The sequence below is a fragment of the Candidatus Rokuibacteriota bacterium genome, assembly GCA_030647435.1.
Taxonomy (GTDB): domain Bacteria; phylum Methylomirabilota; class Methylomirabilia; order Rokubacteriales; family CSP1-6; genus AR37.
Window position 1 is genome coordinate 12,848 of the sequence record JAUSJX010000137.1, and the last position, 13,543, is coordinate 26,390.

The 13,543-nt window shown below is 68.6% G+C and carries 15 protein-coding genes and 1 pseudogene; 1 reads left to right on the forward strand and 15 read right to left on the reverse strand.

Annotated features, from left to right (window positions below):
- Window positions 1–52: 52 nt before the first annotated feature.
- From Q7W02_24220 to Q7W02_24275, 12 genes and pseudogenes are all read right to left on the reverse strand, one after another.
- Window positions 53–370, reverse strand: a complete 318-nt coding sequence (locus Q7W02_24220) for an ATP-dependent Clp protease adaptor ClpS (GenBank protein ID MDO8479239.1) — start codon at window positions 368–370, stop codon at window positions 53–55.
- Window positions 367–1,650 (reverse strand): acyl-CoA dehydrogenase family protein, encoded by a 1,284-nt coding sequence (locus Q7W02_24225; GenBank protein MDO8479240.1) that lies wholly within the window; start codon window positions 1,648–1,650, stop codon window positions 367–369. The genes Q7W02_24220 and Q7W02_24225 overlap by 4 nt, the downstream gene beginning before the upstream one ends.
- Window positions 1,647–2,894 (reverse strand): CoA transferase, encoded by a 1,248-nt coding sequence (locus Q7W02_24230; GenBank protein ID MDO8479241.1) that lies wholly within the window; start codon window positions 2,892–2,894, stop codon window positions 1,647–1,649. Before Q7W02_24230 ends, Q7W02_24225 begins: the two co-directional genes overlap by 4 nt.
- Window positions 2,895–2,961: 67 nt before the next feature.
- The gene (locus tag Q7W02_24235; GenBank protein MDO8479242.1) at window positions 2,962–3,444 is read right to left on the reverse strand and encodes a MaoC family dehydratase; all 483 of its coding nucleotides are present in this window, start codon (window positions 3,442–3,444) and stop codon (window positions 2,962–2,964) included.
- The gene (locus tag Q7W02_24240) at window positions 3,441–4,631 is read right to left on the reverse strand and encodes an acyl-CoA dehydrogenase family protein (GenBank protein ID MDO8479243.1); all 1,191 of its coding nucleotides are present in this window, start codon (window positions 4,629–4,631) and stop codon (window positions 3,441–3,443) included. Before Q7W02_24240 ends, Q7W02_24235 begins: the two co-directional genes overlap by 4 nt.
- Window positions 4,605–5,720: pseudogene (locus Q7W02_24245) on the reverse strand (acyl-CoA dehydrogenase family protein). The gene Q7W02_24240 and the pseudogene Q7W02_24245 overlap by 27 nt, the downstream one beginning before the upstream one ends.
- Before the next feature lie 15 nt (window positions 5,721–5,735).
- The gene (locus Q7W02_24250) at window positions 5,736–6,959 is read right to left on the reverse strand and encodes a Zn-dependent hydrolase (protein MDO8479244.1); all 1,224 of its coding nucleotides are present in this window, start codon (window positions 6,957–6,959) and stop codon (window positions 5,736–5,738) included.
- Between the two features lie 13 nt (window positions 6,960–6,972).
- A complete protein-coding gene (locus tag Q7W02_24255; GenBank protein ID MDO8479245.1) occupies window positions 6,973–7,677 on the reverse strand; it encodes an ABC transporter ATP-binding protein in 705 nt (234 codons plus the stop codon).
- Complete coding sequence (locus tag Q7W02_24260; GenBank protein ID MDO8479246.1) at window positions 7,664–8,389, reverse strand: ABC transporter ATP-binding protein; 726 nt, start codon at window positions 8,387–8,389, stop codon at window positions 7,664–7,666. The genes Q7W02_24255 and Q7W02_24260 overlap by 14 nt, the downstream gene beginning before the upstream one ends.
- The gene (locus tag Q7W02_24265; protein ID MDO8479247.1) at window positions 8,376–9,347 is read right to left on the reverse strand and encodes a branched-chain amino acid ABC transporter permease; all 972 of its coding nucleotides are present in this window, start codon (window positions 9,345–9,347) and stop codon (window positions 8,376–8,378) included. The genes Q7W02_24260 and Q7W02_24265 overlap by 14 nt, the downstream gene beginning before the upstream one ends.
- 13 nt (window positions 9,348–9,360) lie before the next feature.
- A complete protein-coding gene (locus Q7W02_24270; GenBank protein MDO8479248.1) occupies window positions 9,361–10,242 on the reverse strand; it encodes a branched-chain amino acid ABC transporter permease in 882 nt (293 codons plus the stop codon).
- Window positions 10,243–10,257: 15 nt separating this feature from the next.
- Window positions 10,258–11,544 (reverse strand): ABC transporter substrate-binding protein, encoded by a 1,287-nt coding sequence (locus tag Q7W02_24275; protein MDO8479249.1) that lies wholly within the window; start codon window positions 11,542–11,544, stop codon window positions 10,258–10,260.
- Window positions 11,545–11,653: 109 nt separating this feature from the next.
- Here Q7W02_24275 and Q7W02_24280 point away from each other — a divergent pair, with 109 nt between their 5' ends.
- Window positions 11,654–12,190: an NUDIX hydrolase gene (locus Q7W02_24280; protein MDO8479250.1), complete on the forward strand. Its 537-nt coding sequence runs from the start codon at window positions 11,654–11,656 to the stop codon at window positions 12,188–12,190.
- 6 nt (window positions 12,191–12,196) lie between these two features.
- Here Q7W02_24280 and Q7W02_24285 read toward each other — a convergent pair whose 3' ends face one another.
- The 3 genes from Q7W02_24285 to Q7W02_24295 are packed head-to-tail and all read right to left on the reverse strand — an operon-like array spanning window position 12,197 to window position 13,492.
- Entirely contained in the window at window positions 12,197–12,640 is a 444-nt protein-coding gene (locus Q7W02_24285) for a MaoC/PaaZ C-terminal domain-containing protein (protein ID MDO8479251.1), read from the reverse strand.
- Between the two features lies 1 nt (window position 12,641).
- Window positions 12,642–13,097 (reverse strand): MaoC family dehydratase N-terminal domain-containing protein, encoded by a 456-nt coding sequence (locus tag Q7W02_24290; GenBank protein ID MDO8479252.1) that lies wholly within the window; start codon window positions 13,095–13,097, stop codon window positions 12,642–12,644.
- Entirely contained in the window at window positions 13,097–13,492 is a 396-nt protein-coding gene (locus Q7W02_24295) for a thioesterase family protein (GenBank protein ID MDO8479253.1), read from the reverse strand. The genes Q7W02_24290 and Q7W02_24295 overlap by 1 nt, the downstream gene beginning before the upstream one ends.
- Window positions 13,493–13,543: the final 51 nt, after the last annotated feature.

Sequence of the window (13,543 nt, forward strand, 5' to 3'; positions counted from 1 at the left end):
CGGCTCCGACAAAAAGGGGAAGGGCGGGCGACGAAACGCGGGGGACTGCGGCTTAGGACTGGGTGACGGTGACCACCAGGCCGATGGCGGCCAGGATATTGCCGACGCGGACGCACTCGGTCTCGGGGCCGACCTTGACGACGGCCTTGCCGGTGTTGTGGACCTCCCAGGCGAGCTCCCACGCCCGCTCCTCCGAGCAGCCGATGGCCTTGAGCAGCTGCTTCACCACGTCCTCGAAGGTATGGCAGTCGCAGTTATGGAGGATGGTGATCCAGGGCGGCGCCAGCGCGACCTCTTCGCCGTGCTCCGCCTCGACCTCGGGGGCCGTCCCCGCGCCGGCGGCGGCGTACGGGACCAGTAGCTCACTCACCCCTTTATTTCCTTGAGGATCTCTCGGGCAATCAGGAACTTCATGATCTCGTCCGATCCCGCGCCGATCCTCAGCAGGCGCGCGTTGCGGAAGATGGCCTGGATGGGGAAGTCGGTCGTGTAGCCGATCCCGCCCAGGACCTGCATCGCGTGGTCCACGATCTTCCACACGGACTCGGCCACGAAGAGCTTGGTCACCGCCGACTCGCGCTGGGCGGGGATGCCCGCCTCGACCATCTTGGCAGTGCGGTAGACGAGCTGGCGGGCGGCATCCAGCGCCGTGTACATCTCGGCCAGCTTGAAGGACACGCCCTCGAACATGGCGATCGGCTGCTTGAACTGGATCCGCTTGGTGGAATACTCGGCGGCGATCTCGAGCGCGCGGCGCGCGGAGCCCAGTGCCGCCATGCAGTAGGTGACGCGCTCGGTGTCGAGCTCGTCCATGAGCACGTGGTAGCCGCCGTTGAGCGGCCCCAGCAGGTTCTCCTTGGGGATGTCCACGTCTTTGAAATCGATCCAGGCGTTGTCCATCATGTCGCCCATGATGACTTCGTCGAGCTGGCGCTGGATGCTTACCCCCGGGTGGTCCATGGGCACGATGAAGGTGGACATGCCCTTGTGCGGGTGCGCGCCTTCCTCGGTGATGGCGAACAGCGTCAGGTAGTCCGCGAGCCCGCCGCCGGTGATGAAGCGCTTCTGGCCGTTGATGACCCAGCGGTCGCCCTGGAGAACTGCCTTCGTCTGCATCCGCGAGGTGTCGGAGCCGACCTGGGGCTCGGTGATGGCGAGCGCGGCCAATTCATCTCCCCTGAGGCGCGCGGGGATGTGGCGCTTCTTCTGCTCGGGCGTGCCGTAGCGGAGGATTGAAATCGTCCCGAGCGTCAGCGAGACGGCGCGGATGGTGTCGCCGGGGTGCCCGGCTGCCCCCAGCTCCTCGTCGATGATGCACTCGGCGACCACGCCGCGCCCGTTGCCGCCAAACTCCTCGGGGAAGAGCGCGCCCGTGAGGCCCGCCTCGCCCAGCTGCTTGAGGTAGGCCTTGGCCAGGGCGCGGAGCTTCTCGCGGCGCTCCTTGCCTTCGTGGCGCGCCTTGATCTGCTTGACCTCGCGGTGGGCGCCGGCCGCCTGCGGGAGGATCTCACGCTGGACGAAGGCGCGGCTCTGGTGCATGATCTCGCGCTCGGCGGGCGTGTACAGGAAGGTCTGCCCGTCGCTGACCGACCAGCCGCCGGGCATGCTGATGTCGTCCATGCCGATTGCCTTGAAGCGCTCGTCGCTCATTTGCCGATGACTCCTTCCGCCCGGAGCCGGGCGATGGTCTGGCTTCCGTAGCCCAGGATCTCGGTCAGGATCGCTTCGGTGTGCTGGCCGAGGGCAGGGGCGGGCGCCGGATGCCGGATCTCGCCCTCGGTCCTGATGGGGCTCGCCACCTCGCGGATGCGGCCGAACTGTGGGTGGTCCACCTCGACGATCATCTCGCGGGCGCGCACCTGCTCGTCTTCGAGCGCCTGCGCCACGGTGTTCACGGGCGCGCATGGCACATGCCCGCGCAGGTGGGCCAGCCATTCGGCCGTGGTCTTCTCCACGAAGCGCGCCTCCAGGATGGCGACCAGCTCCGCCTTGTGGGCGAAGCGATCCGGGAAGCCGGTGAAGCGCGGGTCCTGTCCGAGCTCGGGCAGTCCCATCCGCTCGATCAGCGCCTGCCAGAACTTGTCCTTGTTGCAGAAGACCACGATCCAGCCGTCCCTGGTCGGGAAGTTCTGCGTCGGCACGAGGGTCTGGTGGCCGGAGTGCGCCACGCGCTGAGGCTCCCAATCGCGGTTGAGCGCCCAGATCGCGAAGTACGAAAGCATGCTCACCGCCGTGTCCAGGAGCGAGATGTCCACGTTGCGGCCGATCCCCGTGCGCTGGGCGTCGTAGAGGCCGACCATGAGGCCGACCATGCCGGCGTAGCCTCCCGCGAAGTCGATGACGGACACGCCGCATTTTCCCGGAGGGCCGTCGGGCTCGCCGGTGACGGTCATGTAGCCCGCGTAGCCCTGGATGAGGTAGTCGAAGGCCGGCTCGGCGGCGCGCGGCCCCGTCGTCCCGAAACCGGTGAGCGAGCAGCAGACGATCCGGGGGTTGACGGCCTTGAGCACGTCGTAGGTCAGGCCGAGCTTGGCGGGAAGGTCGCCGCGGAGGTTGTTGAAGACCGCGTCGGAGACCTTGACGAGGTCGTGGAGCACGGCCTGGCCCGTCGGATGCTGGAGGTTGAGCGTCAGCGACTTCTTGCCGCGGTTGAACGACTGGAAATAGAGCGAGTCCTGCTCGTGCTGGTACGGCGGCACGTACCGCGAGCTGTCGCCGCCCACGCCCGGGTCCTCGATCTTGATGATCTCGGCGCCGAGATCCGCCAGCACCTGCGTGCCGAACGGGCCGGCCCCGAACTGCGAGACGGACAGGATGCGCGTGCCTTCGAGCGGTGCCCGACTCGCCTCCCCCTCACCCTGCCCTCTCCCCCTCGGCGGGGGAGAGGGTTGCAGAGCGCCTCCCGCTGCCCCCTCGGGAGAGGGCCGGGGTGAGGGGCTGGGGTGAGGGTCGGTGGTCATGTCAGTAGGGAAGTTTCCCTTCTCCGAGCGTGGCGTGGTTTTTCTTCGGCACGAGAACCTTCCGCGTGTACGAGCAGACCTGGTCTCCCCGCTGGTTGGTCGCGATGGTCTCGACGGTGACGATGCCGCGATCGCCTTGTCTCGACTCGCGAAGCTCGAGCACGCGGCTCTGCGCGTAGAGGGTGTCGCCGATGAAGGTCGGCTTCTCGTGCTTGAGGGCGTTCACCTCGAGGTTGGCGATGGCGCGCCCCGAGATGTCGGCGACGCTCATGCCGATGACGACGCTGTAGACGAGCGGTCCCAGCACCACGCGCTGCTTGTGCTGGGTGTACGTCTCGGCGTAGTGGGCGTCCGAGTGGAGCGGGTGCTGGTTCATGGTCAAGAGCGCGAACCACGTGCAGTCCGCCTCGGTGATCGTGCGCCCGGGCCAGTGCCTGAAGGCCTGCCCGACGGCGAATTCCTCGAAGTAGCGCCCGTAGCTCACGCCGATCCGCCGTGCAGATAGTTGTTGGCCACGGCGTGGCGCGCGATGGCGCGGCGAAGCGCCTCGTCGCCGGCCTCGCCAGCCAGGAGCGCGGCGGCGTCACGATAGTAGCGTTCCACGGGGAACTCGGCGCTGTAGCCGTAGCCGCCATGGATGCGCATAGCCTCGAGCGTCACCATGTAGGCCGTCTCGGCGGCGTGGAGATGGGCCATCGCCGCGTGCGCCGGCGTTGCCTCGCCCGCCCCGTCTTCGGCGGCGGCCCGGTGGGTGAGGAGACGGGCCACCGCGATGGCCGTCGCCATGTCGGCCAGCTTGAGCTGGATCGCCTGGTGCTGGCAGATGGGCGCGCCGAACGCGCTGCGCTGCTGGGAGTAGCGGAGCGCCGTCTCGAAGGCGGCCTGCGCCAGGCCGACGGCGGCGGCGGCCTCGCGCACCCGCGCCGCCGCCTGGACCCCCGCGATGACCGCGGCGTCGGGAGCGGCCGTGCCGCCGAGCGTCTGGCGCGCCGGCACGACGCAGCCCTTGAGCTGGGCGTGCCAGAGATCGGCGCCGCGGCGCCCGGGCGTCTCGAAGGGCTCGGTCATGGCGAAGCCCGGCTGCCCCGCCGCGAGGACGAAGGCGAGCATCTGCTCGTCGACGGGCGCCAGAAGAACGAACAGGTCCGCGTGTCGGCCGGGGCCGGCGACGAGGCCGTCGCCGCTCAAGATGAAGTCGTCGGCATGCCTGAGCGCGTTCAGCTCGCGTACCGCCGGTTCGCGCAGGCGCCTCAGGATTCCGCCGCGGCGCTTGCCAGAGGCCAACCCGGGCAGGAGCCGCAGGCGCTGCTCGGCCGAGCCCAGGCGCAGGATGAGATCGGCCGCGTCGAGGTGGTCCTGGAGCACGGATGCGACCGACGCCGAGCCGCGCCCGATCTCCTCGGCGATGAGGGCGTAGGCGAGGCCGTCGAGGTTGAGGCCTCCAGCATCCTCCGGGATGACGGCGCCGAAGAGCCCGAGATCCGCGAGCTTGTCCAGCGATGCCGAAGGGAAGCGCCCGGCGCGGTCGTCCTCGACGGCGGCCGGGGCGATCTCGCGCTCGACCAGTTGACGCACGGCGAGAGCCATCTGCCGGCGCTCTTCGGGCTCGGCCTCGAGCGACGTGAGGGCGCCCAGCCGCTCGCCATGGCGCTGGAGCAGGTTCTTCGCGATGATCGTCCGCTGGATCTCGTTGGTGCCTTCGCCGATCATCATGAGGGGCGTGTCGCGAAAGAGGCGCTCGACCACGCCAGAAGTCGCCTGGCCGGGGCCGCCGAGGATGCGGATGGCGTCGGCCGCGGCCTCCTGGGCGCTTTCCGAGGCGTACAGCTTGGCCATGCCGGCCTCGAGATCGCAGCGCTCACCGCGGTCCTTCATCCCCGCCGCCCAGTAGGTCAAGAGCCTCGCTCCGTCCACCCGGATGGCGATCGAGGCCAGCGCGGCGGGCGGCTCGACCACGCCGAGGGCGCCGCGCGCGGCTTCCTCCAGCGCTGCCTGCGCGACGCCGACGGCGCGCGCGGCGATGTTGATGCGTCCCGTTTCGAGCCCCGACATGACGTGCTTGAAGCCTCGCCCCTCGACGCCTCCGACCAGATTGGCGGCGGGGCAGGGGAACTTTTCGAAGAGGAGCTCGGCGGTGTCCACGCCCTTGTAGCCGAGCTTGGCGATGGACTTCACGACCTGGAGACCGGGCTCTCCCTTCTCGACGATGAAACACGACATGCCGCGGTAGCGCGGCCGCGCCGAGGTGTCGGTCAGGGCGAGGAGCGCGAAGGTCGTGCCTTCGCGGCCATTGGTCACGAACATCTTGGACCCGGAGATGAGATAGCCATCGCCGTGCCGCGCGGCCACGGTCCGGATGGCCTGGACGTCGGAGCCCGCGTGCGGTTCCGTCAGACAGAGGCCGCCGCGCGCCAGGCCGCTGGCAAAGCGCGGCAGCAGCCGGCGCTTCTGTTCGTCCGTGCCGTGTTGGAGCACGATCAGGGCCGCCATCGTGTGGCTGTTGATCACGCCCGCCAGCGACATGAAGCCGCGGCAGATCTCCTCGATGACGCGCGCGTAGGTGGAGACGTCGAGACCGAGGCCGCCGTATTCGCCGGGCACGAGCGCGCCGAAGAGGCCCATCTCCCGCATGCGCGCGACCAGGTCGTGGGGATAGGCGTCGGCGTGCTCGAGGGCGGAGGCCGCGGGGACGACCTCCTTGTCCACGAACCGGCGCACCGCCGCGACGATCGGGTGCGCGTGGTGGAGCGGAGTCGGCATGACCGCTCTCAGGCGCTAGGCCGCGCCGGCGAGCTTGGAGGCCGCCAGCAGGAGGGTGTTGGCGCCCTTCTCGATGTCATCCATGGACGTGAACTCCTCCTCGCAGTGGCTGCGCCCGTCGCGGGATGGGACGAAGATCATCCCCGTGGGGCAGATGGCCGCCATGTACTGCGCGTCGTGTCCGGCTCCGGAGAGGATGCGCCGGTAGCCGTACCCGAGACCCTTGGCCGCTTCCTCGATCGTGTCCACGACCTCGATGTCGAAGTGGGTCCGCGGCACGCGCCAGTAATGATCGAGCTCGTACGTCACCCCTTCGACGCGGGCGGCGTCTTTGACGAGACGGTCGAGGAAGCCCAGGGCGCGGGTGACGTGATGCTCGTCGGGCGCGCGCAGGTCGACGGACAGGCTGACGCGCCCCGGGATCGCGTTGGGAATATTGGGCGTCAGGTCGAGCCGGCCGACGGTCGAGACCATGTCGCCGCCGATCTTGCGCGGGATCTCGCGCACGCCGCGGACGATCTCGGCGGCCGCGACGAGCGCGTCGTGGCGGATACGCATGGGCGTCGGGCCCGCGTGATCCTGCACGCCCGTGAGCGTGAGCCGCGACCAGGAGATCGCGACGATGCCCTCGACCACGCCCACCGAGAGGTGCTGCTCCTCGAGGATGGGGCCCTGCTCGATGTGGAGCTCGAGGTAGGCGCGAAGCGGGCGCGGAACGCAGGGCTCCGAGCCGAGATAGCCGATCCGCTCGAGCTCGTCGCCCAGCCGGACGCCGCCCCTGTCGCGCGCGTTGTAGGCGTCTTCGAGTGGGATTTTCCCTGCCATGACCCCCGAGCCGATCATGGCGGGCTGGAAGCGCGCCCCCTCCTCGTTGGTGAAGATGGCCATCGCGACCGGGTGGCGCGTCGCGGCCTTGCGGTCGTTGAGGGTCCGGATGGCCTCGAGCGCGCAGAGGACGCCCAGCTGGCCGTCGTACTTCCCGCCCGTCGGCACCGAGTCGGCGTGCGAGCCCATCATGACGGGCGCCACGCCGTCCGATCCGGCGCGCTGGCCGAAGATGTTGCCCATCTGGTCTACCGTGACGCTGAGACCGGCCTGGCGCATCCATTCCACGAGGAGATCCCGGCCGCGGCGGTCGTCGTCGGTGAGCGCCACGCGGTTGAGCCCGCCCTTGGCGGTCGCGCCGACTCGCCCGAGCGCCTCCATGCTCTCCTCGAGCCGCTTGCGGTTGATGCGCATGGCCCCTCCGTGGTCAGAGTCCGAGATACGCCTTCTTGAGCCGGTCGTCCGCGGCCAGGTCGCGGGCGGCGCCGGCCAGCACGAGACGCCCATTTTCCAGCACGCAGGCCCGGTGGGCAAGTGCCAACGCCCGGCGCACGTTCTGCTCGACGAGGAGGATGGTCACGCCCGCGCGGTTGATGGTGGCGACGGTCTCGAAGATCTTCTGGACGAGCACCGGGGCGATGCCGAGGGTCGGCTCGTCCAGCATGAGCAATCGCGGCTTCGTCATGAGCGCCCGGCCGATGGCGCACATCTGCTGCTCGCCCCCCGAGAGGGACCCCGCCAGCTGGCTCGTCCGCTCGCTCAGGATTGGAAAGAGGTCGAGGACGCGGTCGAGGCTCTGTGCCTGCTCGGCCCGCGCCGCGGCCGGGTGCGCGCCCAGGAGCAGGTTCTCGCGGACCGTCATGAAGGGGAAGAGGCGACGCCCCTCGGGCACCTGGACGATGCCGCGGCCGACACGCTCGTGCGCGGGGACGCGGGAGAGGTTCTCGCCGTTGAAGGTGACGCGGCCGGCGCCGGCGGGCAGCGTGCCCGAGATCACGCGGAGCGTGGTCGTCTTGCCGGCGGCGTTGGCGCCGACCAGCGCCACGATCTCACCCTCGCGCACGTCGAGGCTGACGCCGTGGAGGGCCTGGAGGTCGCCGTAGAAGGCGTCGATGCCCTCAAGCGTCAGCAAGCACGAACTCCTCCCCGAGGTAGGCGTCGACGACGCGCGGGTCGCGCGCGATGCTCTCCGGCGGGCCTTCGGCGATCTTCTCGCCGTGGTGGAGGACGACGATGCGCTGGGCGAGGCGCATCATGGCCGCCATGATGTGCTCGATGATGATCAGGCCGAGTCCCTCGGCATGGAGCGCCCGTATCAGCGCGATCATTTCGCCGATCTCGGTCGCGTTGAGGCCCGCCATGACCTCGTCGAGCAGGAGGAGTCGCGGCCTGGTCGCGAGGGCGCGCGCGACCTCGAGACGCTTTCGCAGCCCGATCGGCAGCGAGCGCGCGGGGCTCGCCGCGTAGGGCTCGAGCCGGCAGAGAGCGATGACTCGGCGGGCTTCGTCGCGCGCCGCCGCCACGGACGTCAGGCGGGTGAGCCCGCCGATCATCACGTTGTCCTCGACGGAGAGGTTGCCGAAGGGCTTGACGATCTGGAACGTGCGACAGAGGCCGAGCGCGCAGATCTTGTGTGCCGGCACCCGGGACACGTCACGGCCGTCGAGGAGGACGCGGCCGCCGTCGGGCGCGAAGAAGCCCGAGATGACATTGAAGAGGGTGGTCTTACCCGCTCCGTTCGGGCCGATGATGCCGACGATCTCGCCCGGCGCGGCCCGGAGCGAGATCTCCCGCACGGCGGTCAGGCCGCCGAAGCGCTTGGTGACGGCGTCAAGCTCGAGCATAGCGACGCATGACGCGGAAGCGCTGGCCGAACCAGCCGACCAGGCCCTGGGGGATGAGGCGGACCACGACGATCAGCAGGCAGCCGTAGATGATGAGGTAGATGCCGACCAGCCCGCCCCGAATGTCGCTGAAGGCGGCGCGGAGGAACGTTTCGAGCGACGTGATCAGGATGGAGCCGATGAAGGGGCCCATGGCCGTGCCGATGCCGCCGATGATCGCGTTGAGCGCGAAGCGGATCGAGAGATCCACGGAGAAGACGTAGAAGGGATCGACGAAGCCCACGTACTGAGCCCAGAGCGTGCCGCAGACGCTTGTCAGCGCGGCGCTCGCCGCCACCGCCATGACCTTGAGCCTGCGGCTGGGGATGCCGAGCGCCTGCGCGGCGTCCTCGTCCTCGCGGACGCCGGCCAGCTGGTAGCCGATCCGCGAGTGCTCGAGGTAGACCTGTACGAGGTAGACGGCGAGCGCCAGACAGAGGACAAGGTAGACCCACGAGACCTTGCTCGCAAAGCCGAGCGTCCAGAGGCCCGGTCTGAAGGGTACGGGCACACCCTCTGAGCCCGCGGTGAAGCCGCGCCAGCGGCTCGCCACGATGAGCAGGACCTGGGAGAAGGCGATGGTCGCGAGCGCGAAGTAGGGCCCCTTCAGCCTGTTCGACAGGTAGCCGATGACGAGCCCGGCGCCCATCGCCAGCACGACGCCCGCCAGCATGCCGAGCCAGGGCGAGGCGTTCCAGCGCGTGGCCATCAGCGCAGCCGAGTAGGCGCCGATGCCGAAGAAGGCCGAGTGCCCGAGCGACACCTGGCCCGCGTAGCCGCCCGCGACGTTCCAGGCGCCCGAGATGGCGCCCCACATCAGGATGAGGATGAGGCTGTCGAGGAAGAAGCCGTCACGGATGACGAGCGGCGTCAGCGCGGCGGCGCCGAAGACAACGAGGGCGAGGGCGTGGCGGCGCACTATGGCAGCCGCGTCAGGCGCCGAGCGCTTCGGCGCCGCGCTGGCCCAAGATCCCGGCGGGCCGGAAGATCAGCACCGCGATGAACAGGACGAAGTAGATGACTTCCTTCCAGGCCGAGCCGAAGACGTAGGAGCCGATGACTTCGATGCCCGCCACGATCAGGGCGCCCAGGAGCGCGCCGACCATGTCACCGAGACCTCCCAGGACGACGACGACATAGGCGAGGAGCACGAACTGGAGCCCGGCCGTCGGGTACACGGAGTACAGGGGCGAGACCAGCACGCCCGCCACTCCGACGCAGGCGATGCCGATGGCGAAGGCAAGGCGGTAGACGCGGTCGGTGTTGATGCCCATGAGCGTGGCGGCCTCGCCGTCCTGCGCGGTTGCGCGCATGACGCGACCGGCGTGCGTCCACTTCATGAAGGCGAAGAGGGCGAGCGTGAAGAGGCAGGCGACGGAGAACGCGATCACCTGGGACAGGTTGGTGGCGGCGCCGAAGATGCGGATGACCACCGAGGACTCCCAGGGCCTGACGAAGCGGAAGTCGCCCGTCCAAAGAACGAGCGCCACGTTCTGGAGCGCGGTCGAGAGCCCCACGGTGGTGAAGATCTGGACGTTGTGGCTGGCGTGGATGACCCCTCGCATGACGAGGGCATAGACCGCGAGCCCGATCGCGAAGAAGAGCGGAATCGCGACCACCAGGATGAAGTACGGGTCTAGGCCCCAGAGCGTGAAGGACCAGAACGCCAGGTACATCCCCAGCATCAGGAACTCGCCGTGGGCGAAGTTGACCACGCGCATGATCCCAAAAATCAGCGTCAGGCCCACCGCGATGAGGGCGTAGATGCCGCCCAACAGGACGGTGGAGACGAGCAGCTGCGGGACCGCTGACACCGGGGTCGCGGGCCCTTACTTACGCTGGTCCCAGGCGCCGAGCGGGATCCACTTCGCCCGGCCCGTCGTAAACTCCTCCGGCCACACTGTCATCATCCGTCCCTGCTGCCACTGCAGCATGTAGTGCTGGACGCGCTCGTTGGCGTTCTGGCCGTTTTCGGCGAACTTGACCCCCCAGCCGTTCAGCATCGAGCCGACAGGCATGTCGAGGGCCAGAACTGTCGCGCGGAACTTTTCGAGCTCGTCGGTCTTGGACTGGTCGAGGACGACCTTGAGCACCCAGAGCCCGGATCCGGCCAGGCGGTGACTCGCCAGCGGCTCGTCGCCCGTCCGTTTCTTGATCGCCTCGCTGAAGTCCTGCTCGAGCTTGCGGGCTTCCGGCCGGAACGACTCGAGACGGAGACCGGGGCCGGGTTCGGCCAGGACGAAGGGGCCGTTGCCGTCGGCGCCCAGCGCCTTGCCGAAGTCGATGGAGCCGTAGCCCGTGGCGCCCGCGTGGACCAGCGCCTTGAACTGGAAGTTCTGTTCCTTCGACTGCCGCCAGAAGAGCACGGCATCGGAGCTCCGCGCGATGTGGTGGACGACATCGGGGTTCAGCTGCTTGAACTTGGCGATGATCGGCGAGAAGTCATTGGTCGAGGCATAGGCGTAGTACTCGAGGGCGACTTCCTGCATTCCGAAATCGTTCTTGGCCCGCAGCCGCGCCGCCTCCGTCACACCCTGGCCGTAGGAGGAGTCCTCGGCGAGAAAGGCGACCTTGATCTGATTCGGCTTGAGGTTGAAGCGCGGCGCGAGGTGCTTGGCGATGAACTCGACGTTGTACCAGCCGAAGCCGGTCGCGTCGATCTCGGTGCGGAAGACGTTCTTCAGGCCGCGCTTGTTGAAGCGCGGGTCCACGCAGGAGGACTCCCAGTAGATGACGTTCTGACGAGAGGCCGCCTCGCTGGCCGCGCCGCAGAGCGTGGAGGAGTACGTGCCGGTGATGATCTTGACGCCCTCGCGGGTGATGAGCCGGTTGGCTTCGCTGGCCGCAGCCGTCGGGTCCGTGGCGTCACCCACGACGAAGACGAGCTTCTTGCCCATGACGCCACCCTGCGCGTTGATCAGGTCGCGCATCACCTCGTAGCCGTCGAGGTGCCGCTTGCCCTCGAAGGCCAGGGGCCCTGTCAGGGGCTCCAGGAGGCCGATCTTGTACTCGCCCTGGAGGGCCTGGCCCTCGGTGCTCCGAACGAAGGGGGGCGAGATAAAGGTGAGCGCGATGACCGCGATGAAGGCAGAGAGAACGGCGTGGCGACGGCGCATGAAGGTTCCTCCTCCGGGAGGGGTTGGGTACTTCGAGTCAAGGTTGTAGGCCGCAGTTCTACACCGGCCGCGCCCGGGTGTCAACGCCCGGTGGTAAACTGACAACATCGTGAGCGATTCGCACCTGCACCACCAGCTGTCGCCCCAGAGCATCCGCTTCTGCCCGCTCTGCGGCGGCGCGCTCGAGCGGCAGGCCGTGCCGCCGGAAGGCAAGCGCGAGATGGTCTGCGCCGGCTGTTCCTTTGTCTTCTACCTGAACCACAAGGTCGTGGCCGCGACCATCCCCGAGGACGAGGGGCGCGTCCTGCTCACGCGCCGGACCATTCAGCCGGCGCGCGGAAAGTGGACCTTCCCCGGCGGTTTCGTAGATTGGGGCGAGCCCGTCGAGGACGCGGCGGTGCGGGAGACCTGGGAGGAGACCGGACTGAAGGTGGATCTTTCAGGCCTCCTGAACGTCTATTCCTACCCCGGCACGCCGATCGTGATCGTCGTCTACCGGGCGCGCGTGATCGAAGGCGAGGTCAGGACGTGCAGCGAGAACGACCGCGTCGAGTGGGTGGTGCCGGCCGAGATTCCATGGGAGGAGCTGGCCTTCCCGTCCACCGAGGCGGCGCTCCGCGATTTCCTCTCCGGCCGGATCCTCTAGCTCGCGTCAGCCGCGCGAGACGAGCGAGGCGGTCGCTTTACCGGTTATGACCTTCTCACCCTTCTGGTTCTCGGCCCAGAGCTCGAGGTCGACCAGGTAGGGGTCGTCTCCGTCCTTGGGCGGGCGCTTGGCGACGACCTTGCCGCGGCAGGTGACGACGTCGCCCAGGCGAACCAGCGCGGCGAAGCGCACGCCGACCTTCCTCACGCTGCCGACTCCGAGCCAGTCGGTCACCGACTGCGCGACGAAACCCATGGACAGCATGCCGTGGGCGAAGACGTCGCCCATGCCCGCCGCCTTCGCGAAAGCGGCGTCCTGGTGGATGGGGTTGAAGTCGCCCGAGGCGCCGGCGTAGCGCGTGAGCTGGATCTGCTGGATGGGCGGCTTGACCAACGGCGGCATCTCGCTGCCGACCTGGACATCTTCCGCGTAGACCTTGGCGTATTTCATGTTAGAGACGCACCACCGACGTCTGGCGCATGAGTGCGACGATCTCGTTGTCCGAGTCGGTTACCGTGATCTCGCGGAGGACGAAGGCCATGGGGCCCGACTTGCCCGCCTTCTCGTAGATGTCCGTGATGCGCCCGCGGCAGAGATAGGTCCGGCCGGGCCGGATGGGCTTGAAGTGCTCGAACTCCTGCTCGCCGTGGAGCAGCCTGCTGATGTCCACGCCGAGATCGCGCAGGAGAACGCCCGTGTCTGACCGCTCGTCTCGGAAGCTGATGGGGAAGGTGGGCGGCGCGATGATGTCGCCCCACGGCCCCGCCTTGGCGACGTCGTCGTCCAGATAGAAGGGCGACAGGTCGCCGATCGCGCGGGCGAACTCCTTGATCTTGCCGCGCTCCACCGTAACGGGATAGGGCGGGTACTCCTTGCCCTTCACGGCCGTGTTGATCTGGATCGCCATCAGGCCTTGCCTTTGCTCATGGCGCGCGCGAGGAACTTCTCGAGGTTGGGCACGATGAAGCGCTCGTGACGGCCCTCGGCGATCTTCTCCACCTCGTCGAAGACGTCCACCTGGAAGAGGCAGCGCTTGCCGTCGGTCTCGACGAGCGTCGCCTTGGCCCGCACCTTCATGCCGAGCGGCGTCGCCGCCAGGTGCTTCATCTCCACCGTGGTGCCGACGGTGCCGGCCCCCGGGGGCAGGTGGGAGGCGATGGCCGCCTGGGCGGCGGTCTCCATGAGGCAGACGACGAAGGGCGTGGCGTAGACGAGAACGCCCTTGTTGCCAAGCGCGTCGGCGGTCAGATCCTGGGTGACGACCTGCTCCACTTCAGCGGTGAGCCCGACCTGGATGGCCATAGTGGCCCTCTTCTACCCGATTGAAGCTCTGCGGTCAACCCGTCGCTGGAG